We start from the raw sequence: 22,165 nt of genomic DNA, 5'->3' as shown, positions 1-22,165 counted from the left end.
TCCGCCCCCGCCCCCCGCTCCCGCGCCCGCCGCCGCTCCCCCGCCAAGCGCTCCGCGCTGCTCACCGTCGCGGTGCCGTCCGCGTGTGTGATGGGGGTCGCGGGGATCGCCGCCGCGTCCGTGGGGATGTCACCCGACGCGGACAAGGACACGACGACGGCGGCGCCCGATCCGACCGCCGTGAAGCCGTCCGTCGCGAACAACAAGCTGGACACCCAACTCGCCAACCTGTCGGCGGACGCCGGTGACTTCGCGGACCGCGCCAGCCGTACGCAGGAGCGCATCGACCTCAAGGCCAAGCAGGAGGCCGACCGCAAGAAGGCGGCGGAGGAGGCCGAGCGCAAGGAGCGGCTGCGGCCCAAGTTCATGCTGCCGGTCAAACAGCACGGACTGAGCGCCTACTTCGGGCAGGCGGGCGTCAACTGGATGTCCGTGCACACCGGTATCGACTTCCCCGTCTCCTACGGCACCCCCGTGATGGCGGCGACCGACGGCACCGTACGCACCCAGTTGAACAGCGCCTACGGCAACATGGTGATCGTGACCGCCGCCGACGGCACCGAGACGTGGTACTGCCACCTCTCCAGCTACAAGATCATGAGCGGCACCGTGAAGGCGGGCGATGTCATCGCCTACTCCGGGGACTCCGGCAACTCCACCGGGCCGCACCTGCACTTCGAGGTCCGGCCCGGCGGCGGCGCCGCGATTGATCCTCTTGCTTGGTTGCGCAGCCACGGGGTCGACCCGACTTAAGACTCAAGGTCTGCCCGGCCGCGCCTTATCGTGGCCTCAAACGCCGGCCGGGCTGAGAGTGGGCAAGCGCCCACTTGTCCGTCTACAGCTTCTCCACCGGTGCGTACCTCAGCAGCAGCCGCTTCGGCTTCGTGTCCCCGAAGTCGATCGTCGCCTCGGCGTTCGCCCCCGTGCCCTTGGTGCCGACCACCGTGCCCAGGCCGAACTGGTCGTGCGTGACGCGGTCGCCCACCGCGAGGGCGACGACCGGCTTCTCGGTCGCGCGGCGCGTCGCGAAGCCCGAGGCTCCCGAAGCGGCCGTACGCGACCGGGTCGAGGAGAGCGAGCCCGCGATACCGGCGGCCGGGCCCGACGCAGCCGCGGCCATCGGGGCGGCCGAGCCTCCCTTCCGCTTCCACCGCAGATGGGTGTCCGGGATCTCTTCGAGGAACCGGGACGGCGGGTTGTACGAGGGCTGACCCCAGGCGCTGCGCAGCGTGGAACGGGTGAGGTAGAGCCGCTCGCGGGCGCGGGTGATCCCGACATAGGCGAGGCGGCGCTCCTCCTCCAGCTCCTTGGTCTGGCCGAGGGCGCGCATGTGCGGGAAGACGCCGTCCTCCATGCCGGTGAGGAAGACCACCGGGAATTCGAGGCCCTTGGCGGTGTGCAGCGTCATCAGGGTGATGACGCCGGAGCCGTCCTCCTCGTCGGGGATCTGGTCCGAGTCGGCGACGAGCGCAACCTTTTCGAGGAAGTCGGAGAGCGTGCCCGGCGCCGCCGCACCGGCCGCCGCGTCCACCCCCACCGCCGCGTCCGCATCCGCCGCGTCCGCCGCAGCCCCATCCGCCACGGCCCCATCCGCCACGGAATCCGCCCCGTCCGCCACAGATTCGGCGCCGCCCGCTCCCCCGCCGCGCTCCTGCTCGAACTCCAGAGCCACGGAGGCAAGCTCCTGAAGGTTCTCGATGCGGGTCTCGTCCTGCGGGTCGGTCGAGGACTGCAATTCGGCCAGATACCCGGTCCGTTCGAGCACGGCCTCCAGGACCGTCGCCGGCCCGGCGCCCGATTCGACGATGGTGCGCAGGTCCTCCATGAGCGTGTTGAACCGCTGCACGGCGTTGGTGGAGCGGGCCGCCATGCCGTACGCCTCGTCCACGCGGCGCAGCGCCTGCGGGAAGCTGATCTTCTCGCGCTGCGCGAGCGCGTCGATCATCGCCTCGGCGCGGTCGCCGATGCCGCGCTTGGGGACGTTGAGGATACGGCGCAGCGGTACGGAGTCCTCCGGGTTGGCCAGGACGCGCAGATACGCGAGGACGTCCCGGACCTCCTTGCGCTCGTAGAACCGGACGCCGCCGACCACCTTGTACGGGAGGCCGACGCGGATGAAGATCTCCTCGAAGACACGGGACTGGGCGTTGGTGCGGTAGAAGACGGCGACGTCGCCCGCCTTCGCCTCGCCCGCGTCCGTGAGCCGGTCGATCTCGTCGGCGACGAACTGCGCCTCGTCGTGCTCGGTGTCGGCGACGAAGCCGGTGATCTGGGCGCCCGCGCCCGCGTTGGTCCACAGGTTCTTGGGGCGGCGGCTCTCATTGCGCTCGATGACGGCGTTGGCCGCGCTGAGGATCGTCTGCGTGGAGCGGTAGTTCTGCTCCAGGAGGATCGTGGTCGCGTCCGGGTAGTCCTCCTCGAACTGGAGGATGTTGCGGATGGTGGCGCCCCGGAAGGCGTAGATGGACTGGTCCGCGTCACCGACGACGCACAGTTCGGCGGGCGGCAGGTCGTCGGGGCCCGGCGGTACGTCCGCCGGGTGCTCGGAGGTGCCGACCAGTTCGCGGACGAGTGCGTACTGCGCGTGGTTCGTGTCCTGGTACTCGTCGACCAGGACGTGCCGGAAGCGGCGGCGGTAGTGCTCGGCGACGTCCGGGAAGGCGCGGAGCAGATTGACCGTCGTCATGATCAGGTCGTCGAAGTCGAGGGCGTTGGCCTCGCGGAGACGGGACTGGTACATCGCGTACGCCTGCGCGAGGGTCTTCTCGAAACCGTCGCTCGCCTGCGCGGCGAAGTCCTCCTCGTCGATCAGCTCGTTCTTCAGGTTGGAGACCTTGGCGCTGAACGACTTGGGCGGATAGCGCTTGGGGTCCAGGTCGAGATCGCGGCAGACCAGGGCCATCAGGCGCTTGGAGTCCGCCGCGTCGTAGATCGAGAACGACGACGTGAAACCGAGCTTCTTCGACTCGCGGCGCAGTATCCGCACGCACGCGCTGTGGAAGGTCATCACCCACATCGCGTGGGCGCGCGGACCCACCAGGTGCTCGACGCGCTCCTTCATCTCGCCCGCGGCCTTGTTCGTGAAGGTGATCGCGAGGATCTGGCCCGGGTGGACACCGCGCGCGGCGAGCAGATACGCGATGCGGTGGGTGAGCACCCGGGTCTTGCCGGAGCCGGCGCCGGCCACGATGAGCAGCGGCGAGCCCGCGTGCGTGACGGCGGCCTGCTGGTGATCGTTCAGCCCGTCGAGCAGCGCCGCCGGGTCCAGTACGGGACGGGGGGCGCCGTCCCGGTAGTACGCGTCCCGGGGCGGGGGCGCGTCGAACTTCCCGCCGAACAGGTCGTCCGGGATCTCCTCCGGGGCCAGGTGCTCGGGGTCCTCATGGGCCCCCGGGTCCTGGGAATCCTGGGGGTCCTCGGGGTGGGGCGGGTGCTCCTCGTGGGCGGCGTGGGGCGCCTTGAGGTTCGCCAGGAAACTGTCGTCAAAGAGGCTGCTCATCGCCTCCCGAGTCTAGGCCGCCCCACCGACAACCGGCCCCGGGTTCAGGGTCCCCGTACCCCATTCCATAAACGGAGCGAATCGGTCCGCTCACTCAGTGCTCACTCAGCGCTCACTCGGCGAGAAAGTCACGAAAATGTATCGGGCATATCGCACATCAACCTTCACAGGCTTCACAGGAGTTGGCTAGCGTGCGCGGCAGGCCTCCCGACCCCCGCCGGCGAACGACGCCGGGACGGGTGGCCTCCGCTGAGTCCGGTGCGCCGCGAGGCAGCCGGAGCCGGGGACCCACTCAGTTCCTGGGGTGAATCGGTGCCGTCGCCGTGACAGGCGTACGGAACCGTAGGGCAGCCTTCCGAACCACCCGCCCGAACCCGACAGCTAACCCGGTAGGCGGTCCACGGAAGGAGCGCCTCCGTTGGCGTCGCACCGCAGAGAACGGCAGCCGGGCACACGTGTCGCCGGGCTCCGTACATCCCCCGCCCTCGGGATCACGACGGCGGCCCTGACCTCCGTCGCCCTCCTGTCGCAGAGCGCGCAGGCCGCGCCCGCCGACGACAAGCCGAGCATCGAAGAGGTGCAGCGCAAGGTCGACGACCTCTACCACGAGGCCGGCGTGGCCACCGAGAAGTACAACGGCGCCAAGGAGCGCAGCGCCCAGCAGAAGAAGAAGGTCGACGGGCTGCTCGACCAGGTGGCGCGCGGCACCGAGAAACTGAACGAGGCGCGGCGGGCCATGGGCTCGTTCGCCGCCGCGCAGTACCGCACGGGCGCGGTCTCGGACACGGCGACCCTGCTGCTCGCGGACAATCCGCAGGACTACTTCGACCAGCGCCAGTTGTCGTCCCGGCTCACCGAGCGGCAGAAGGAGGTCGTCGACGACTACCAGACGCAAGCGCTCGCGACGGCCAAGAAGCGGGAACAGGCGGCGAAGAGCCTGACGAAGCTGACGGCCTCGCAGTCGGCGCTGCGCACCAGCAAGCAGGATGTGCAGACGAAGCTGGGCGAGGCCCGCGACCTGCTGTCGAAGCTGACCGCCGAGGAGAAGAAGCGGCTGGCGGCGATCGAGAAGAAGAAGCAGGAGGAGGCGCGCCGCAAGGCGGAGGAGCTGGCGCGGAAGCAGGCGGCGGAGGAGAAGAAGCGGCAGGAGGCCACGGCGGAGAACCCCTCATCGGGTACGGGTTCCGGTACGGGTTCGGATTCCGGCACAGGCTCCGGCACCGGCTCCGGTACGTCGGCGGGTGCGTCCACGCAGACCGCCAAGGTGATCGCCTTCGCCGAGGCGCAGTTGGGCAAGCCGTATGTGTGGGGGGCCACGGGCCCCGGCTCGTACGACTGCTCGGGGCTCACGCAGGCCGCGTGGAAGGCCGCCGGTGTGACGCTGCCGCGCACCACCTGGGACCAGGTGAAGGTGGGCACGACGGTGTCGACGGCCGACGCCCGCCCCGGTGACCTGGTCTTCTTCTACGACGACATCAGCCACGTCGGTATCTACACGGGCGACGGCAAGATGATCCACGCGCCGAAGCCGGGCGCGAACGTCCGCGTCGAGTCGATCTACTACATGCCGATCCACAGCGTGGTGCGCCCGGCGTAACGACCGACCCGGCACGGAAAGTCACAGCACCGGGAGTCACGGCACGTGGGGACCGACATCGACGGCGCGATCGAGACCCGTACGACGGACGGGCGCTGGCAGGTCGCGCGCGATCTGACCGCCTTCGCCCTCGGACGGGACCACGACGCGTGGGACTGTCTGTTCGGCGTCGGCCGGGCATCGGGCATGGAGCGGCCCCTCTTCCCGTACCGGGGTCTGCCCGACGACGCGTCGGACCCGGTACGGGAAGCCGGCGCCGTCGACTACACGCACGGCCACACCTACGCCACCTGGGCCGAGGTCGCCGCCGTCGACTGGGACGCCCCGCTCGCCGACGCGCCCGCCTGGTCGTGGGTGGCGGTGTGGCGGCCCGGACGCGACGGGGCGCCGGTCCTGGGCGAGGTCGTGGAGGCGACGCCCGACCTGTGCGACGCGGCGGCCGACGTCTTCGGCGCGCGGACGCTCCTCGCGCCGCCGGAGTGGCCGCCCGGAGGCGAAGTGCGGCGGGACGGTGCGGTGTACCGGCCGGTGGTCCTCACGGCGCGGATGCCGGCGCCGCCGGACGGGGAGCGCTGGGCGCCGGTGTGGACGGCGATGCGGGAGCACGCCGACGGGTGCGGGGACGAGCGGGTGCGCCTGGTGGTCTGGTTCGGCTGACGGCGCAGGAACTCAGGTCCAGAGGACGGCGATGAAGATGTTCGCCGTCGTGAGACCCCCGACGGTGGCGAACAACCCCTTGTCGACCGCCTCCTCGTCGCGCTTCACGTACACGAGGCCGAGGATCACGATCAGCAGGGCGAGCTTCACGCCGATCTTGATGTTGTTGACGGTGTTGTCGTCGGCCTGGTTGAGACCGACCAGGGCGACACCGGTGACCAGCATCGTCAGGGCGCCGTGCAGCATCGCGGGGCTGAAGCGGGCGGTGCCGGCGCTCATGGCCTTCATCTGGGTGAGAAACCCACCCAGAAGGGAGGCTATGCCGACGATGTGAAGCCCGACGAAAAGATGGATAAGCAGATCCATACCCCGGACCCTAGCTGTCGCCCTATCAGAGGGACCCACCGGGTGGATCGGGAACGTGAGGTTCGGTCGGAGTCAATCGGAGTCAACGGGGATTGTGGAGGGGCGGGTGGGTGGGGGGTGTCCGATGTGGTCGGGGTGGGGGCACAGATGGTCAGTTCCTCGCATGGGGTCACGGGAGGGTCACGTACCCGCATAGCGTCCTGCGTCAGGTGACCGGCGACCCGCCGCCGGTACCCGTACCCGACGACGAAAGGACGTGACCCCCGTGGCCGCCCATCGGAGAGCCCGGCAGCGTTCCCTCGGGGGGCGCACCGCCCGTGGCGCCGCCACCCTCGCCCTCGCGGGCGCCGCCACGGCGACCGCCTTCGACGGCACGGGCCACGCCGAACCCCGGCTCACCCCGGCCCAGGTGAAGGCCAAGGTCGACAAGCTGTACCACGAGGCCGAGATCGCCACCGAGAAGTACAACGGCGCGAAGGAACAGGCGGACGCGGCGAGGAAGGCGTACGCCGACCTCCAGGACGAGGCCGCCCGGAAGACGGAGAAGCTCAACACGGCACGGGACGCGCTGAGTTCGGTCGCCACGGCCCAGTACCGCACGGGCGCCCTCGACCCCTCCGTACAGCTCGCGCTCTCCGCCGACCCCGACGAGTATCTGGAGGGCGCGGCCCTCGCCGAGCGGATCGGGGACCGTCAGGCGCACGCCGTCACCGGCGTCGGCCGGGACCTCGCCGAGATCGGGCGGCTGCGCGCCGAGGCCGCAGGCGAACGCACCCGTCTCGCCGCACGCCAGGCCCAGCTCCGGGCACACAAACGGGCCGTCACCGACAAGCTGGACCAGGCCGAGCGACTCCTCGACCAGCTCACCGCCCCCCAGCGCACCGAGGTGACCGCAGCACCCCACGCCTCCCGGGCCGACAGCCGCAGCGCCCCCGCCCCCGCCCCCTCCCTCGCCGCCACCAGCCCGAACTCCCGCGCCGCCGCAGCCGTCTCCTTCGCGTACGGCGCCCTCGGCAGCCCCTACGTCTGGGGCGCGTCCGGACCCCACGCCTTCGACTGCTCCGGCCTCACCCAGGCCGCCTACCGCGCCGCCGGAGTCGCGCTGCCGCGCACCACGTACGCCCAGATCAACGCCGGACAGCGGGTCTCACGTTCCCAACTCCAGCCGGGCGACCTGGTGTTCTTCTACTCCGGCATCAGCCACGTCGGCCTCTACGTCGGCAACGGCCAGATGATCCACGCCCCCAACCCCAGCGCCCCGGTCCGCCTGGCCCCCGTCGACCAGATGCCGTTCGCCGGAGCGACCCGGGTCGCCTGAGGCCGTGCCGTCAGACCAGCCGCCGAGCCGTCGCCCACCGGGTCAGTTCATGCCGGTTCGACAGTTGGAGTTTGCGCAGGACCGCCGAGACGTGGGACTCGACCGTCTTGACGGAGATGAAGAGCTGCTTGGCGATCTCCTTGTACGCGTAGCCCCGGGCGATCAGCCGCAGGACCTCGCGCTCCCGCTGCGTGAGCCGGTCCAGGTCCTCGTCCACGGGCGGCGCGTCCGTCGAGGCGAACGCGTCGAGGACGAACCCGGCGAGGCGGGGCGAGAACACGGCGTCCCCGTCCTGCACCCGGAAGATCGAGTCGACCAGATCGGTACCGGTGATCGTCTTGGTGACATAGCCCCGGGCGCCGCCCCGGATCACCCCGATGACGTCCTCGGCGGCGTCCGACACGGACAGCGCGAGGAACCGTACGGGCTGCTCGGGGTCCGCCATGAGCGGTGCGCAGCGGCGCAGCACCTCGACGCCGCCGCCGCCGGGCAGGTGCACGTCGAGGAGGACGACCTCGGGCCGGGTCGCCGTGATGACCGTGACGGCCTGGTCGACGTCGGCGGCCTCGCCGACGACCTCCACGCCGGTACGGTCGGTCTCCCCGATCTCGGCCTGGACGCCGGTACGGAACATGCGGTGGTCGTCCACCAGGACGACCCGCGCCCGCCGCCCGGCCGGCTCGCTCGCCCCTGTCGCGTCGGTCGCGCCGGTCGCGTCGCTCATGACGTTGTCTCCGCCCTCTCCATGGTCAGCTCGACCTCCGTACCGCCGTCGGGCACCGCGCGCAGCCGGGCCGTGCCGCCGTTGCGCTGCATACGGCCGATGATCGATTCTCGTACGCCCATGCGGTCGGCGGGTACCGCGTCCAGATCGAAACCGGGGCCCCGGTCGCGTACCGACACGAAGACGGTGTCCGACTCGACCTCGGCGTAGACCTGTACGGCGCCGCCCTCGCCACCGTACTTGGCCGCGTTCACCATCGCTTCCCTCGCGGCCTGCATCTGTGCGCCGAGGCGGTCGTCCAGCGGGCAGTCGCCGACGACGACGACCTCGATCGGGACGCCGTGCTTGTCCTCGACCTCGGCCGCGTGCAGCCGTACCGCCTCGGCGACCGTGCCGGGGCCCTCGTCGCCGTCCTCGGTGGACTTGCCGGTGCCGTCCGGCTTGTACAGCCAGGCCCGCAGATCGCGTTCCTGGGCGCGGGCGAGCCGGCGGACCTCGCCGGCGTTCTCCGCGTTGCGCTGGATCAGGGTGAGGGTGTGCAGGACGGAGTCGTGGACGTGCGCGGCGACCTCGGCCCGCTCCTGGGCGCGGATGCGCATCAGGCGCTCCTCGGACAGGTCCTGCGTCATGCGGACGAGATAGGGCCCGGCGAGCAGCGCGATCCCGACGAGGACGGCGAGCGCGGCCTGGAGGATCGAGCCGAGGTGGGCGGCCGAGCCCTGGAGTACGAAAATGCCGGTGACGCCCGCGCCGACCAGCACGACACCGGCCGCCGACCGCAGCAGCGTCAGGGTCCGGCGCCGCCGGCCGACCTCCATCCAGCGGGCCCGGCGCGCGTTGTCCGCCTGCCGCCACACCAGGGCGACACCGGCGGCGACCAGCAGCGTCGGCCAGATGTAGCCCTTGGCGCCCGCGCCCAGGTTCACATTGCCGACGAAGATCATGGCGACGACGACCATGGCGAGCAGCGCGACGAGCTGCCCCTTGTCCGGTTTACGGGCCACCAGGCGCCGCCGCCCGTCGGGCGCGGTCTCACTGGTGAGCACGGAGTGCCGCTCCCCGCCGACACCGCCGATGCCGAGGGGTACGAAGAACCAGAACGCGGCGTAGAGGAGGGCGCCGAGTCCGTCGGCCATGAACAGCCCGACGAACACCAGCCGCACCCAGACCACCGGCAGCCCGAGATGCCCGGCGAGCCCCCGCGCCACTCCGCCGAGCCAGCGACCGTCGCTGCTGCGGTAGAGCTTGCGCGGGGTCCAGGTCGGATCAACGGGTGCGGCGAGAACGTCCGGCATGCCCCCGATCCTCACACGCCACCCCCGGCCCCCACATCAGGGTCGGACCCGGAACTACCCCCGACGTACCCGGCGCACTGGCCCACTCACACCTCCCGCACAACCCAAATCCCGCCGCAACGGCGCTCCACCCCCACGGCGAGTGCCCGGCGGAATCGAGACCATCCGCACCACCCCCCAAGGGCCCCACCACCCCGAAATCAGGGACACCCCAGGGTCACCCCCGGTCCCACCGCCCCCCGCCCCCCGTCACCATGGACCCATGACAGCAGCTCAGCACCCGGCCGCCGAGCGCAGCGAAGGCGGCCCCCCTCCGCCACCCCCTCCCGCACCGGAGAAGTTCCGGCGCGACCGGCAGCACAAGGTCTTCGGCGGGGTGTGCTCCGGACTCGGCCGCGCCTGCGACATGGACCCGGTGATCTTCCGGATCGTGCTCGTGGTGCTCTCCGCCACGGGCGGTATCGGTCTGCTCTTCTACGGCTTCGTCTGGCTGTTCGTCCCGCTGGACGGCGAGGACGAGAACGAGGCGCGCAGGGCGCTGTCGGGCCGGGTGGAGGGCCCCGCGCTGACGGCGGTCCTGTTCGCCCTGGTCGGCTGCGGACTGTTCCTGTCGATGCTCGGCAACGGCGGCGTCCTCACCTTCGGCTGGGTCGTCGCCCTGCTCCTGGCGGGCGCGGGCTACTGGTCACGGCAGCGCGACACCGCCGACCCGGACCCCCTGGCCGCGCAGGCGTCGGCCGACGCGCCGCCGGAGGCCAAGGCGCCGCCCGCGCCGCACGCGCACCCCTCCTGGTGGCGGGAGCCCATCGTCAAGGACGGCACACACGACGGCGACACCGGCTATCTCTGGGGGCCCGAGGGCATGAGCGGTACGAGCGCGGCCCGGGTGCCGCACCGGACGGCATGGCAGCAGGCCCGGGTGCCGTGGACCCCGGAGCCCCGGCCGCGCGGCCCGCGCTGGATCGGCGGCTGGGTGTTCCTGCTCGCGCTGGTGGCGGGCGGCCTCGGCACCTGTCTCACCTGGGAGCACCTGGCGCTCGGCCAGAGCCTCCAGACGGGCCTGGCGTGCGCGCTCGGCGTGCTGGGCCTGGGCATCGCGGTCAGCGCGTTCCTCGGGCGAACCGGCGCGGGCTCGATCATCCTCGCGGTGATCACGGCGGCCCTCCTCGCGGGCGCGACCGCGCTGCCCGAGAACATCAGCACCCACTGGATGCGCACCGGCTGGACCCCGGCGACGGCGACGGACGTCCGCGACCGTTACGACCTGGGCTCCGGCATCGGCACCCTCGACCTGAGCAAGGTCAAACCCGCGAAGGACACCACGGTCACCAGCCACGTCGCGGTCGGCGCGGGGCAGCTCAAGGTGGTCGTACCGGACAACACCACGGTGAAGCTGCGTATCCACGTCGGCATCGGCGACATCCAGTTGCCCGGCGACCGGAACGGCGATGTCGACATCGCACCCGGCAAGGAGAAGACGGTGACCCTGCCCCCGACGGACGGCTCGAAGAACCCGGGCACCCTCGATCTCCGGCTCGACGTCGGTCTCGGACAGGCGGTGGTGACCCGTGTTGCGCCATGAGTTCCAGCCGGGACGGCTGATCGCGGGCGTCGCCCTGCTCGGCGCCGGAGTGCTGTACGCGCTGGACGGGCCGCTCGGCTGGAGCGTCCCGTGGTTCGTGGTCGGGCCGGTGGTCGTCGGCGGCCTGTGCCTGGCCGCGGTCGCCTCGGGCGCGGTCGCCGCGGTCCGCCACGCCCGCGCGAAACGGGCCGCGGTGCCGGGAACGACGGGGAAGGACACCTGAGCCGATACGCGGGACCGTACGGGTCTCGGCCACGGAATCCGTCGCGGCAGGGCCTGTCGTCAATTTCCCGTCGTTCGCCCGGTAGGGCGGGCCGTGCGGCGTCTGGTGCGTGCGATCGCAAGGCGCCGGAAGGTCCTCGATGGGGGTCCCCCCTGGTCCTCAAGACCTTGGGGGAGGCGCTACGTGGGCCTTTCGGCAACGCCGCATGGGGGTCCCCCCTGTTCGAGCGCAGCCGAGAACTTGGGGGAGTGCGTGCCAGGCGTCGCACGGCAGACGGGAAATTGACGACAGGCCCTGGTGAGCCGGGGCAGCTTCGCGTACGTATGGTCTCGTGAAGGGTCCCCCGACCAGGCGCGCGAGAGGCGGCGGAGCGATGGCTCACGGCATGCGAACGGACCTGCACACCGGCTATGTCGACGAGGGGCGCGGAGGCGACTGGCGGGACACCGCCACCCGGTACGCGCTGGTGCCGCTGAGGCTGTTCCTCGGCGTGACCTTCATCTACGCGGGCATCGACAAACTCACCGACAGCGCCTTCCTCTCCGCGTCCGGCGCCGGTTCCATCGGTGATCTGCTGCGGGCGGTGCACGACAGCGCGGCGATACCCGCCATGGTCGACCTCGCCGAGAAGAGCCCGGTCGGCTTCGCGTACGCCATCGCGTTCGGTGAACTCGCCGTCGGTATCGGCACGTTGCTGGGGCTGCTGACCCGGCTCGCCGCGTTCGGCGGGGCCCTGATCTCGCTGAGTCTGTGGCTGACGGTGAGCTGGACGGCGTCGCCGTACTACTACGGCAACGACCTCGCGTACCTGGTGGCGTGGACCCCGCTGGTCCTCGCGGGCGCGTCGGTCCTGTCGGTCGACGCCCAGCTCAAAGGGCGCCGCCGCCGGAACCGCGACCAATACGCGTAAGGGCGGGCGTCCTCAATCGGTGACCACGTCGATCGCCCGGCTGTTCGTCTCCAGGCCCGCCGCCGTCACCACCTGCACCTCGACCCGGCCCGGCTCGACGTCCACCGGTACCGGCACCGTCAGCACCGTGTCGGACGGGTTGGTGAAGCCGCCCGGCACCGGTACCAGCGGCACATGGACGTGGACCGGGCCGATCCGTACGACGAGCCGCGCCAGCAGGTCCGCGCCGCCCGCGCCCGGCGGGACGAAACCGGCGCCGCGGATCTCGATGTCGTCTCCGGTGCGGATCGGCGCGTCCAGGTCCCCCGCCTCGCGCGCCCGGACGACGGAGAGGATCACCGGACGGCCGCCCTCCGCGTACTTGCCCGCGAGATAGGTGAGCGCCGACACGACGACGAGCAGCGCCAGCGTCCACGGCAGATCGGGCACCTGCTCGGGCCGCCGCGCCAGCCGTACCGCCGCGAAGACGAGGGCGACCGCGCAGACGACGACGTACTGCACATCCGTGAAGGTGGCGCGCCCCGCGTCGTCGGTGAGCAGGTCGGCGGCGCGCGGCCGGTCCGCGGGGACCTTCTGGAGCCGCTGCCCGAGTACCCGTACGGCGACGACCCGGCGGACCAGGACGGCGACCGCGCACACCACCGCGAGGACGGTCACGGCGCCCGCGCCGCGCGCGAGGCCGAGCCCGTCGATCAGCGCGTCCCGGTCGCCGTGCCCGGAGGCACCAGCGAGTTCGCCCGCGAGGACGAGGACGGCGAAGACGGTGAACAGGACGAAGGTGAGGGCGACGGCGCGCGAGGTCGACAAGCGGTTGTCCTCGCCGATCAGCGGCGCCAGGACCCCGCCCCGGGCGCGGTGCAGCCACGCGGCGGCCGTCAGCAGCCCGGCGGAGACGACCGCGGCGACAAGTCCGGCGGTACGGGCGGTCGTCCAGCCCGCGCCGATCGCGGTGAGCGCCTGCACGACGAGCAGCAACCCGGCGGCGGCCCACACCGCGTACCTCGTGCGCGGCCACAACGCGGTCCGCCACGCCTGGCCCTCGGCCCGGCCGCGCGCGGCGACCAGGCCCGCGGACTGGGTGAGTTCGTCGGACACCCACTGCCGGGTCGCGCCCGCCGAGTGCGCGACGGCGGCGGGCAGCCCCTCGCCCGCGGCCAGTTCGTCACGCCGGGCGACGAACGCGGCGACCGCGCGCCGGTGCCCCTCGCGCGCCCCGTACGGACAGTCCCCGCACGTGCACCCGCTCTCGTGCGTGTCCCGCCCCTCCACCTGCACCGCCACCGCGCCCACTCCCGATAGGTCCCGCCGTACCCCGCCGCCGGTGCCAACTCCCCGCCGTGAGAGCGCATTGTGCCGTACGGACATGGTCTCCTGACAAATACCGACCGGACGGCTCTGTTCGGTAGTCGTGAAGCCGCCGACCCCGTGTTGACCGGGCTGCGAGAATTCCCTTATGGCCGAGATCATCCAGCGCGACGGGACCTGGGCCTTCGACGGCGCCACGGTCCGGATCACGCCGGGGCTGCACCGCTCCGTGCCGCTGTTCCGGCAGACGTACGGCGAGGTGGCCGTGCCGCTGCGGGCGGTCGCGGGTGTCGCCCTGGAGCCCGAACGCAAGCGCGGGCGGCTCCGGTTGCGGCTGCGCGAGGGGGCCGATCCGCTGCTGTACGCGACCGGCGGGCGGCTGCCGGACACCGCCGACCCGTACCGGCTGCTGGTCGAAGGGGACCGCGCGGGCGTCGCCGAATACCTCGCCGACGAGATACGGCAGGCGCTGCTCCTGGAGGAGATCCCGCCCGATCCGACCACGGGCTATCTCCTCACGGGACCGCAGGTGCCGGTGTCGGTGCGCTCCAGCGACGGCACGGTCTCCTTCGACGGGACCCGCGCCCGCATCGACTGGAGCGAGACGTCGGACCGGGTCAAACGGGCGACCGGGCCCCGGATCATCGAACTGGCCGACCTGGTCGGTGTCGAGTGGCTGCCCAACTCCGGTTACGAGAACGGTTTCCTGCGGTTCCTCACCCGGGAGACCGCGCTGTCGAAGCTGCCGCCCGAGAAGGACCCGTACACCCTGGATCTGTGGGGCAGCGCGCGCCGCGATCTGCTGACGGCGCTGGTCGCGACCGCCGTCACGGCCCGGCTGCCGCATCCCTCCACACGGGCGGCCGAGTCGGCGGCGAACGGGAAGCGCATCGGGCCCGAACCGGCCGACCGCGTTCCGGTACCGGAACAGACGCCCGAGAACCACGACGTCCTGCTGCGCCGGCTGCGCGAGTTGGGCGCACTGCACCGCGAAGGGGTCCTCACTGACGAGGAGTTCGCGGAGACGAAGCGGGCGGTGCTGCGGGGGTTCTGATGCGGGGGTTCTGATCCATGGGTGGGGCTGGTTCAGGTGAGCAGGTCGGGTTCGGCGCGGCTGATCATCTGCCACTGCGCCTGATAGTTGATCCACGCCACCAGATCGCTGCCGAGCTGCTCCCGGGTCGACGCGGCCTGCCGCCGGTCGATGAGCACCGGGCGTCCCGCGGCCCGCGCGGCGAGCTGCACCTGGGCGCACCGCTCCATCGACAGGAACCACCAGGCCGCCGCGTCGACCGAAGCCCCGACGGTCAACAGCCCGTGGTTGCGCAGGATCACCGCTTTCTGCCCGCCGAGCGCGTCCGCGATCCGGCGGCCCTCGTCGGCGTCCACGGAGACTCCGGTGTACGTGTCGTAGAGGGCGTGGTCCTCGTAGAAGGCACACGCCTCCTGGGTGAGGGGTTCGAGGAGTTCCCCGAGTGCGGACAGGGCGCGGCCGTACGGGGTGTGGCAGTGGGCGACCGCGACGACATCGGGCCGGGCCCGGTGCACCTCGGCGTGCACGGTGAACGCGGCCTGGTTGACGTGATGGCGGCCTTGAACGACCTGACCCTCGCCGTTGACGAGGACGAGGTCGCCGACGGTGACATGCGCGAAGGGCATGCCGAACGGGTTGACCCAGGCGCAGTCCGTGAACTCCGGGTCCCGCGCGGTGACATGGCCCGACACGCCGTCCTCGAAGCCGAGCCGCCCGAAGATCCGCAGCGCGCCCGCGAGGCGTTCCTGCCGGTGGCGGCGCTCGTCCTCGACGGTGGTGTGCGTGGGCGGGTAGGCGAACTGGAGCTGATCGGTCGGTACCGGCGCGGGCCCTTGCATACGCGTCTCCATCCCTGACGTCCCTGGGAGACCCCCGGGAGATCCCTGGTGTCGGACCGGAAGGTACCTCCGCCGGGCGCAGGCCACCAGAGAAAGCCCCGGGGAACGCAACCGTGGTGCCGGGCCGGGTGTCTGGATGGGTGGTTCACCTTCTGGTTCGCCTTCCGTTCACCAACAGGAGTCCCTGTGCGTCATCTTCCCCTCACGCTCGCGGCGCGCTGCGCCGCGCTCGCCGCACTCCTGACCGCACCCGTCGTGGCGCTCGCCGCTCCCGCGTCCGCCGCCGCCCCGGCCGCACCGCGCGCGGCGGCCGGCGCGCCCGTGGCCGACTTCGACGGCGACGGGTACGCGGACATCACCGCCGCGGCCCCCGGCAAGGGCTACGCGGCCGTCCGCTACGGTGGCCCCGGGGCGCGTCAGCAGACGCCGGCCGCCGATCCGGGCCGTATGGTCGCGCGCGACCTGGACGGCGACGGCCACACCGATCTGGTGGCCGGGGCGTCGATCCGCTGGGGCTCCGCGTCGGGTCTGAGCGCCACGCCCACCGCCATCCCCGCCTCCCTGGAGTTCAACGGCCTCGACCTCACCGCCGGGGACTTCAACGGCGACGGACACCCGGACCTGATCGGCGGCCGGACGAACGGCGAGTGGGACGAACTGACCCTCCTGTACGGGCCGTTCGACCGCTCCGGCACCCCTGCCTCCACGTCCACGATGTCGACGGGCCGCACCTTCGACCCGGTCGACACGGTCGTCGGCGACCTCACAGGGGACGGCAAGGACGACCTGGTCACGCTGCACGCCTTCGAGGAGATGTCCGAGACCTCACAACTGTGGAAGGGCGGCGCGAACGGGCTCTCCACGACGTCGACCCGGCTCCCGGCCGCCGCGTCCGCCGCGATCGGCGACGTCGACAAGGACGGCCACGCGGACCTCGTCATCCGCACCGTGCCGGGCGGTATCGCGGAGGAGCTGCCGTACGACCCGGGCACCATCCAGGTCCTCTACGGCACCGCGTCGGGCCCGTCGACCACCCGCACGAAGACGCTCACGCAGAACTCGGCCGGGGTGCCCGGCGTCAGCGAGAAGGGCGACCAGTTCGGCTACCGGCTGGCGGCGGGCGACGTCAACGGCGACGGGTACGCGGACATCCTCGCCGGAGTGCCCGGCGAGGACCTCACGGTCGGCGGCAGGAACGTCAAGGACGCGGGCGCGGTGGTGCTGCTGAAGGGCGGCGCGGGCGGGCTGTCCGGCACCGGGGCGCAGGCGTTCCACCAGAACACGGCGGGCGTTCCCGGTGTCGCCGAGGCGGGCGACGCGTTCGGCTCGGCCGTTTCCCTGGCCGACACGAACCGCGACGGCCGTGCGGACGCGGCGGTCGGCGCGCCCGGCGAGGACACCACGGCGAACGGCTCGGCCGCCGTGGATTCGGGCGCCGTCTGGGTCCTGCGGGGCGCGAAGGCCGGCCTCACGGCGACCGGCGGCTTCGCCTTCAACCCCGGCGACCTGGGCGCCCCGGCGAAGGGCGCCCGCCTGGGCGAGTCGTTCGCCCGCTGAACCCACGGGATCGGCCATGCCGGGGATACCCGACAGAAGATGACGGGTATCCCCGGCAGACTCCCCGTATGACATCGAACGATTCCACGGCCTCGAACTGGTCGGCCTTCGCCGCCGCGCAGCCGGCCCTCGCCACGACCGTCGAGGAGCGGTTCGCCGCCTTCACGCACCACACTCTCGCGACGCTCCGCAAGGACGGGTCGCCGCGCACGTCCGGGCTCGAAGTGCGCTTTCTCGACGGCGAGTTGTGGCTCGGCATGATGCCGGACTCGGTCAAGGCGCTCGATCTGCGCCGCGATCCGCGCTTCGCGCTCCAGGCGAACCCCGGCGCCGGTACGGAGATGGCGGGCGGGGACGTACGGATCGCGGGCCGCGCGGTCGAGGTGACGGACCCGGCGACGGTCGCCCGGTATGTGGGCGAGGTGAAACCGCCGGAGCCGTTCCACCTCTTCCGCACCGAACTGACGGAGGTCGTCCGCATCTCCAACGAGGACGACCGCTATCTCGTGGTCGAGAGCTGGCAGCCGGGCCGCGAACTGCGCACGGTCAAACGGACATGACCGCGCGCCGGCCTCAGGTGCCTACTCCCACTCGATGGTGCCCGGCGGCTTGCTCGTCACATCGAGCACGACGCGGTTGACGTCCGCGACCTCGTTGGTGATGCGGGTGGAGATCTTCGCGAGCACGTCGTACGGCATCCGCGTCCAGTCCGCCGTCATCGCGTCCTCGGACGAGACCGGGCGCAGCACGATCGGGTGGCCGTAGGTGCGGCCGTCGCCCTGGACGCCGACGCTGCGGACATCGGCGAGCAGCACCACCGGGCACTGCCAGATGTCCCGGTCGAGCCCGGCGGCGGTCAGCTCCTCGCGGGCGATGGCGTCGGCCTCGCGCAGCAGGTCGAGCCGGTCACGGGTGACCTCGCCGACGATGCGGATACCGAGCCCGGGGCCCGGGAACGGCTGCCGCTGGACGATCTCGTCGGGCAGCCCCAGCTCGGCGCCGACCATCCGGACCTCGTCCTTGAACAGCTTGCGCAGCGGCTCGATGAGCTGGAATTCGAGGTCGTCGGGGAGGCCGCCGACATTGTGGTGGGACTTGATGTTGGCGGTGCCGGTGCCGCCGCCGGACTCCACGACGTCCGGGTAGAGGGTGCCCTGCACCAGGAACTCGACGGGCTGGTCGCCCGGCGCCTCGGCGACGATCTCGGCCTGCGCCTGCTCGAAGACCCGGATGAACTCCCGGCCGATGATCTTCCGCTTCTCCTCGGGGTCCGACACACCCTGGAGCGCGGTCAGGAACCGCTCCTGCGCGTCGACCACCTTGAGCTGCACGCCCGTCGCGGCGACGAAGTCCTTCTCGACCTGCTCGGTCTCGCCCTTGCGCATCAGCCCGTGATCGACGTACACGCAGGTCAGCTGGGAGCCGATGGCCTTCTGTACGAGGGCGGCGGCGACGGCGGAGTCCACGCCTCCGGAGAGTCCGCAGATGGCCCGCCGGGTGCCGACCCGCTCACGGATCGCGGTGACCTGCTCGTCGATGACATTGCCGGTCGTCCAGGACGGCGTCAGCCCCGCGCCCCGGTAGAGAAAGTGCTCCAGGACCTGCTGGCCGTGCGTGGAGTGCATGACCTCCGGGTGGTACTGGACGCCGTACAGCTTCTTCTCGTCGTTCTCGAAGGCGGCGACCGGGACGACGTCCGTGGACGCGGTCACGGTGAAGCCCTCGGGCGCCGCGGAGCAGGCGTCGCCGTGCGACATCCAGACGGGCTGCTCGGCGGGGGTGCCCTCGAAGAGGGTCGACGCGGACTTGCTGACGTGCAGCGCGGTACGGCCGTACTCACGGGCGCCGGTGTTGTCGACGGTGCCGCCGAGCGTGGTCGCCATCAACTGGAAGCCGTAGCACATCCCGAACACCGGGACGCCCGCCTCGAACAGAGCACGGTCGACGCTCGGTGCGCCCTCCGCGTACACCGACGAGGGGCCGCCGGACAGGATGATCGCCGCCGGGTTCTTGGCGAGGATCTCCGCGGCCGGCATGGTGCCGGGGACGATCTCGCTGTAGACCCGGGCCTCACGGACGCGACGGGCGATGAGCTGGGCGTACTGCGCACCGAAGTCGACGACCAGGACGGTGTCGGGGGTGGTGGCGGGGGACGCTGAGGGCACGGCGGCGGCCTTCCGGCATGGAACGGGGGTCTGCGAGGCGCAGGGGGGCTGTGCCTCGATTCTAACGGGGCCCCCGCCGACGACCTTCCCGTCTCCCGCCACCCGCCACCCGCCACCCGTCTCAGCATCCGAACCCCCCGCTCCCCCGGATTGACCCCGGGACCGCGCCTGTGGCCATACTGGGCCCGTGACTCAGCACATGACCTCCGTCTTTACCTATGGCACCCGGCCCGCCGGCTGCCATGGTCGTGCTGCTTGATCACCTGACAAGCGACTTCCCAGGCGCCCCGGGCCGACAAGGCCCGGGGCGCTCTGGCATTCCGGGCCTTGCCGCTCCGGGGCACCGACCGAGCAGAGGAGCCCCGCGATGACCACCACCAGCACCGAGAAGACCGGCGCCCGTACCGAGGAGGCGGCCGGGGTGATCACCGGTGCCCGGGACCGTATCGACGCCCTGGACGACCGGATCATCGGTCTCGTCCAGGAGCGGATGGCGGTGTCCGCGGTGATCCAGGACGCCCGGATCTCCTCCGGCGGGCGCCGCGTGAACCTCTCCCGCGAGATGGAGGTGCTCGGCCACTACCGGGACGCGCTCGGCAAGCCGGGCACGACGCTCGCGATGACGCTGCTCGAACTGTGCAGGGGCCGTATCTGAGGGCCGTGTCCGAGGGCGTATCCGAGGGCCGTATCCGAAGGTCGCGGCTGCGGGTCGCATCTGAGTTCGGGGCCGCTCTCACCCGTACGGCGCGTGACCGGGGCACCGCGGGCTTCGTTGGTCCCGGTGTCCGTGCCAGCCAGGGGCGGGCCGAAACAACCACGCGTGGCTTCGCTGGAGCGATGAGACGTACGGATCGTGCCGTGTGTCGTGGGACCTCGCTCCAGTATCTGTGACCGGACGGCAGGGGACAGCAGCCCGGTCACCCAAGTGAACGGTCGGCTCCGGGGACGCCCGGGGCCGACCGTATCCGGCCCTGTCAGGCGGAGGACAAGCCCAAGTCCCGCTCCGCGACCCCGCAGTACAACTCCATGACCTCATCGGCGGCGCAACCCCCCGGCGCCGCCGTTCCCGAGGCGCCGACGCCGCCCTGACGTCGGTGCCGGCAGCGAAGGGCCCCGCGGCTCCGTCCCGCGGGGCCCTTCGCTACGCCCACCCACGCCCACTACGGTTTCGCCATGCCGCAACTCGACGCCGCCCGCCGGGACGCACTCGCCGAGGAGTTCCGCCGGGCGCTAGGCGCGTACCGGCCCGGCTGCCGTGCCGTGCCGCTCGGCTCGCTCGCGGCCGGTACGGCGGACGCCTATAGCGACATCGACCTGCTGTGGGTCGTGCCGGACGAGATCTTCGGCGCCTGTGTCGCCGGCGCCGCCGACTGTCTGGGGCAGGTGCTGCCCGTCACGTCGCTGCGCGCCGACCCGGACCTCCAGCGGTCCGCGAAGCACCGGCTGCTGTTCGTCACCTTCACCGGGCTGCCCCTGTTCTGGCGGCTCGATCTCGTGGTGCGCGCCGCGTCGGTGGCGGACGACGATCGGTTCGACGTGGGAAACCCGGCGGCGCGGGGCGACGACTGGTCGCCCGCCGCCAGCGCCCTCGCCAACGCGGTCGCCTCCGTCAAGGCGGTGTGCCGGGACCGTCCGGAACTCGCCGTCGGCCTGCTCGCGAGGGGGCTGCACCGGGTCGGGGCGCCGGACCAGGTCACCGGCGTATGGGCCGACGACATCGCCCGGCTGACCCGCGCCGCGGTGGCCGCGGATCCCGCCACCGCCGACCTCGCACACCAGGTGACGCGGCTGACCGAGGAGTTCCTTCCGGCCGAACGGTGAGGGCCGCGGCCCGGAGGGGTGAAGACCTCGGCGCGGATCTGCGACCGCCCCGAGGGGGGGCCGGTGCATGACAAGTGATGCAGGCCACATAAGAATTGTGTGAGTTTTTGGACAACCCTTTGCCGCGTCGGCATGTCACACCTGCTGAACAAACCGCCACACCCGCGCCCCCACACGCGGAGGCTTCCGCATCTCGTACCGCCCCGCCGCGGTACGACGGACTCTTCGAGGTCTTCATGAAGCTTCGCCGCGCCATGGTCGCTGCGGCAGCGACGGCTGTCATAGGCCCGCTCGCCCTGCTCTCGGCACCGGCCGCGTTCGCGACCGACGCGCCGACCGAGACGCCGAGCACGTCGTCGCCCGAATCCACTCCCGAATCCACTCCCGAGTCGACCCCGCCGACCTCGGCGCCGGAGTCGACCCCTGCCACGTCGCAGCCGGAGTCGACCCCCGAGAGCACGCCCGCCACGACGCCGCCCGTGTCGAACAGTCCGACCGGCCCGACCGGCACCCCGAGCACGACACCGCCGGCGCCGACCGACGAGCCGACCGACCCGTCCGGCCTGTGCCAGGACGACGAGAACTACAAGGCTCCCCTGAAGATCAGCCTCTCCGGCCTGCCCGGCAAGATCGCCGTGGGCAGCGGCTGGCACCCCTTCACGCTGACGGTCAAGAACTCCTCGGACGTCACCTTCGAGGACACCTTCTTCTACGCGGGCGTCGGCCCGAACGACGAAGAGGCCGAGAACCCCTTCCGCGCCAGCCAGGTGAGCCTCCAGGCAAAGGTCGGGGGCGTCTGGGAGGACGTCGTCGACGACGAGGGCTACTCCATGAACTTCCTCGACCTGTCGACCATCCCCGCCAAGAAGACGCTCAACTACCAGCTCCGTCTGAACGTCAAGTCGAACGCCCCGATCGGCTCCGCGCTCACCATCGGCGGCGGCGCGTACCTCGATGAGGCCGCCGAGTGCATCGGCTCGGAGCAGGTCGGCTACGTCATCGACATCGTCAAGTCCGGCACGGACACGGACGGGACCAAGCCGCAGGAAGGCGGCAAGGCCCCGATCCCGACCGAGAAGCCGAACGCCGGCAACACCCAGAAGGTGACCGGCAACCTCGCCGAGACCGGTTCCTCGTCGGCCCTCCCGGTCATCGGGCTCGTCGGCGGTATCGCCGTCGTCGCCGGTGCCGGTGCGGTGTTCGTCGTCCGGCGCCGCAAGTCGGAGGCGGGCGTCCCGGCGTAACGCTTCACGCGTCACACCGGGCCCACGTCA

20 protein-coding genes and 1 riboswitch are annotated in these 22,165 nt (G+C 71.7%); of the genes, 13 read left to right on the top strand and 7 right to left on the bottom strand.

Annotated features, from left to right (window positions below; translation table 11 throughout):
• The first annotated feature begins 90 nt into the window (after positions 1-90).
• Complete coding sequence (locus ACIQNU_RS37370; protein ID WP_401375278.1) at positions 91-753, top strand: M23 family metallopeptidase; 663 nt, start codon at positions 91-93, stop codon at positions 751-753.
• An 82-nt stretch (positions 754-835) separates the two neighbouring features.
• Here the strand turns inward: ACIQNU_RS37370 and ACIQNU_RS37365 are convergent, their stop codons facing one another.
• On the bottom strand, positions 836-3,499 hold the full coding sequence (locus tag ACIQNU_RS37365) for an ATP-dependent DNA helicase (RefSeq protein ID WP_401375180.1): 2,664 nt from the start codon (positions 3,497-3,499) through the stop codon (positions 836-838).
• Positions 3,500-3,736: 237 nt separating this feature from the next.
• A riboswitch (cyclic di-AMP (ydaO/yuaA leader) is annotated at positions 3,737-3,911 on the top strand.
• A gap of 6 nt (positions 3,912-3,917) precedes the next feature.
• Here ACIQNU_RS37365 and ACIQNU_RS37360 point away from each other — a divergent pair.
• Together ACIQNU_RS37360 and ACIQNU_RS37355 are read left to right on the top strand one after the other, a co-directional pair.
• Complete coding sequence (locus ACIQNU_RS37360; RefSeq protein ID WP_401375178.1) at positions 3,918-5,096, top strand: NlpC/P60 family protein; 1,179 nt, start codon at positions 3,918-3,920, stop codon at positions 5,094-5,096.
• Between the two features lie 45 nt (positions 5,097-5,141).
• Positions 5,142-5,753: a hypothetical protein gene (locus ACIQNU_RS37355; RefSeq protein WP_401375176.1), complete on the top strand. Its 612-nt coding sequence runs from the start codon at positions 5,142-5,144 to the stop codon at positions 5,751-5,753.
• Between the two features lie 12 nt (positions 5,754-5,765).
• Here ACIQNU_RS37355 and ACIQNU_RS37350 read toward each other — a convergent pair whose 3' ends face one another.
• Complete coding sequence (locus ACIQNU_RS37350) at positions 5,766-6,119, bottom strand: hypothetical protein (protein WP_401375173.1); 354 nt, start codon at positions 6,117-6,119, stop codon at positions 5,766-5,768.
• Positions 6,120-6,384: 265 nt separating this feature from the next.
• On the opposite strand from ACIQNU_RS37350, the gene ACIQNU_RS37345 reads away from it, so the two are divergent.
• Positions 6,385-7,437 (top strand): NlpC/P60 family protein, encoded by a 1,053-nt coding sequence (locus ACIQNU_RS37345; protein WP_401375170.1) that lies wholly within the window; start codon positions 6,385-6,387, stop codon positions 7,435-7,437.
• A gap of 10 nt (positions 7,438-7,447) precedes the next feature.
• On the opposite strand, the gene ACIQNU_RS37340 is transcribed toward ACIQNU_RS37345, so the two are convergent.
• Both ACIQNU_RS37340 and ACIQNU_RS37335 read right to left on the bottom strand, forming a co-directional pair.
• Positions 7,448-8,161: a LuxR C-terminal-related transcriptional regulator gene (locus ACIQNU_RS37340; protein ID WP_401375167.1), complete on the bottom strand. Its 714-nt coding sequence runs from the start codon at positions 8,159-8,161 to the stop codon at positions 7,448-7,450.
• Complete coding sequence (locus tag ACIQNU_RS37335) at positions 8,158-9,456, bottom strand: PspC domain-containing protein (protein WP_401375164.1); 1,299 nt, start codon at positions 9,454-9,456, stop codon at positions 8,158-8,160. The genes ACIQNU_RS37340 and ACIQNU_RS37335 overlap by 4 nt, the downstream gene beginning before the upstream one ends.
• A gap of 262 nt (positions 9,457-9,718) precedes the next feature.
• On the opposite strand from ACIQNU_RS37335, the gene ACIQNU_RS37330 reads away from it, so the two are divergent.
• The 3 genes from ACIQNU_RS37330 to ACIQNU_RS37320 all read left to right on the top strand — a co-directional run bounded on the left by ACIQNU_RS37330 (position 9,719) and on the right by ACIQNU_RS37320 (position 12,171).
• Positions 9,719-11,038, top strand: coding sequence for a PspC domain-containing protein (locus ACIQNU_RS37330; protein ID WP_401375162.1), 1,320 nt, complete (start codon positions 9,719-9,721; stop codon positions 11,036-11,038).
• Positions 11,025-11,261: a hypothetical protein gene (locus tag ACIQNU_RS37325; protein ID WP_401375159.1), complete on the top strand. Its 237-nt coding sequence runs from the start codon at positions 11,025-11,027 to the stop codon at positions 11,259-11,261. The genes ACIQNU_RS37330 and ACIQNU_RS37325 overlap by 14 nt, the downstream gene beginning before the upstream one ends.
• Before the next feature lie 373 nt (positions 11,262-11,634).
• Positions 11,635-12,171 carry a TQO small subunit DoxD gene (locus tag ACIQNU_RS37320; RefSeq protein ID WP_401375156.1) on the top strand — a complete coding sequence of 179 codons (537 nt, stop codon included), beginning with the start codon at positions 11,635-11,637 and terminating at the stop codon, positions 12,169-12,171.
• 12 nt (positions 12,172-12,183) lie between these two features.
• On the opposite strand, the gene ACIQNU_RS37315 is transcribed toward ACIQNU_RS37320, so the two are convergent.
• On the bottom strand, positions 12,184-13,452 hold the full coding sequence (locus ACIQNU_RS37315) for a hypothetical protein (RefSeq protein ID WP_401375154.1): 1,269 nt from the start codon (positions 13,450-13,452) through the stop codon (positions 12,184-12,186).
• Positions 13,453-13,624: 172 nt separating this feature from the next.
• Here ACIQNU_RS37315 and ACIQNU_RS37310 point away from each other — a divergent pair, with 172 nt between their 5' ends.
• Positions 13,625-14,530 carry a DUF4429 domain-containing protein gene (locus tag ACIQNU_RS37310; RefSeq protein WP_401375152.1) on the top strand — a complete coding sequence of 302 codons (906 nt, stop codon included), beginning with the start codon at positions 13,625-13,627 and terminating at the stop codon, positions 14,528-14,530.
• Between the two features lie 32 nt (positions 14,531-14,562).
• On the opposite strand, the gene ACIQNU_RS37305 is transcribed toward ACIQNU_RS37310, so the two are convergent.
• Complete coding sequence (locus ACIQNU_RS37305; protein WP_401375150.1) at positions 14,563-15,348, bottom strand: class II aldolase/adducin family protein; 786 nt, start codon at positions 15,346-15,348, stop codon at positions 14,563-14,565.
• A gap of 186 nt (positions 15,349-15,534) precedes the next feature.
• Between ACIQNU_RS37305 and ACIQNU_RS37300 the strand changes: the two genes are divergently transcribed.
• Together ACIQNU_RS37300 and ACIQNU_RS37295 are read left to right on the top strand one after the other, a co-directional pair.
• Positions 15,535-16,905 (top strand): FG-GAP and VCBS repeat-containing protein, encoded by a 1,371-nt coding sequence (locus ACIQNU_RS37300; RefSeq protein WP_401375148.1) that lies wholly within the window; start codon positions 15,535-15,537, stop codon positions 16,903-16,905.
• A gap of 68 nt (positions 16,906-16,973) precedes the next feature.
• Positions 16,974-17,465: a pyridoxamine 5'-phosphate oxidase family protein gene (locus ACIQNU_RS37295; RefSeq protein ID WP_401375147.1), complete on the top strand. Its 492-nt coding sequence runs from the start codon at positions 16,974-16,976 to the stop codon at positions 17,463-17,465.
• Positions 17,466-17,486: 21 nt separating this feature from the next.
• Here ACIQNU_RS37295 and guaA read toward each other — a convergent pair whose 3' ends face one another.
• The gene (gene guaA / locus ACIQNU_RS37290) at positions 17,487-19,070 is read right to left on the bottom strand and encodes a glutamine-hydrolyzing GMP synthase (RefSeq protein WP_401375145.1); all 1,584 of its coding nucleotides are present in this window, start codon (positions 19,068-19,070) and stop codon (positions 17,487-17,489) included.
• A 367-nt stretch (positions 19,071-19,437) separates the two neighbouring features.
• Between guaA and ACIQNU_RS37285 the strand changes: the two genes are divergently transcribed.
• The 3 genes from ACIQNU_RS37285 (at position 19,438) to ACIQNU_RS37275 (ending at position 22,135) form a co-directional block, all read left to right on the top strand.
• Positions 19,438-19,725: a chorismate mutase gene (locus ACIQNU_RS37285; RefSeq protein WP_401375142.1), complete on the top strand. Its 288-nt coding sequence runs from the start codon at positions 19,438-19,440 to the stop codon at positions 19,723-19,725.
• 518 nt (positions 19,726-20,243) lie between these two features.
• Entirely contained in the window at positions 20,244-20,891 is a 648-nt protein-coding gene (locus tag ACIQNU_RS37280; RefSeq protein ID WP_401375139.1) for a hypothetical protein, read from the top strand.
• Between the two features lie 236 nt (positions 20,892-21,127).
• Positions 21,128-22,135, top strand: coding sequence for an LAETG motif-containing sortase-dependent surface protein (locus ACIQNU_RS37275; protein WP_401375137.1), 1,008 nt, complete (start codon positions 21,128-21,130; stop codon positions 22,133-22,135).
• The last annotated feature ends 30 nt before the right edge of the window (positions 22,136-22,165 follow it).

Origin of the sequence: Streptomyces sp. NPDC091292 (assembly GCF_044757265.1) — a bacterium.
Classification (GTDB): domain Bacteria; phylum Actinomycetota; class Actinomycetes; order Streptomycetales; family Streptomycetaceae; genus Streptomyces.
The sequence above is the reverse complement of the archived record's forward strand: the minus strand, read 5'-3'. Positions and strand labels throughout refer to the sequence as shown.

Coding starts and splice junctions, on each gene's coding strand:
- ACIQNU_RS37370 (WP_401375278.1), top strand. CDS start 91: ATGGGGGTCGCGGGGATCGCCGCCGCGTCCGTGGGGATGTCACCCGAC.
- ACIQNU_RS37365 (WP_401375180.1), bottom strand. CDS start 3,499: ATGAGCAGCCTCTTTGACGACAGTTTCCTGGCGAACCTCAAGGCGCCC.
- ACIQNU_RS37350 (WP_401375173.1), bottom strand. CDS start 6,119: ATGGATCTGCTTATCCATCTTTTCGTCGGGCTTCACATCGTCGGCATA.
- ACIQNU_RS37340 (WP_401375167.1), bottom strand. CDS start 8,161: ATGAGCGACGCGACCGGCGCGACCGACGCGACAGGGGCGAGCGAGCCG.
- ACIQNU_RS37335 (WP_401375164.1), bottom strand. CDS start 9,456: ATGCCGGACGTTCTCGCCGCACCCGTTGATCCGACCTGGACCCCGCGC.
- ACIQNU_RS37330 (WP_401375162.1), top strand. CDS start 9,719: ATGACAGCAGCTCAGCACCCGGCCGCCGAGCGCAGCGAAGGCGGCCCC.
- ACIQNU_RS37320 (WP_401375156.1), top strand. CDS start 11,635: ATGGCTCACGGCATGCGAACGGACCTGCACACCGGCTATGTCGACGAG.
- ACIQNU_RS37310 (WP_401375152.1), top strand. CDS start 13,625: ATGGCCGAGATCATCCAGCGCGACGGGACCTGGGCCTTCGACGGCGCC.
- ACIQNU_RS37305 (WP_401375150.1), bottom strand. CDS start 15,348: ATGCAAGGGCCCGCGCCGGTACCGACCGATCAGCTCCAGTTCGCCTAC.
- ACIQNU_RS37295 (WP_401375147.1), top strand. CDS start 16,974: ATGACATCGAACGATTCCACGGCCTCGAACTGGTCGGCCTTCGCCGCC.
- ACIQNU_RS37285 (WP_401375142.1), top strand. CDS start 19,438: ATGACCACCACCAGCACCGAGAAGACCGGCGCCCGTACCGAGGAGGCG.
- ACIQNU_RS37280 (WP_401375139.1), top strand. CDS start 20,244: ATGCCGCAACTCGACGCCGCCCGCCGGGACGCACTCGCCGAGGAGTTC.
- ACIQNU_RS37275 (WP_401375137.1), top strand. CDS start 21,128: ATGAAGCTTCGCCGCGCCATGGTCGCTGCGGCAGCGACGGCTGTCATA.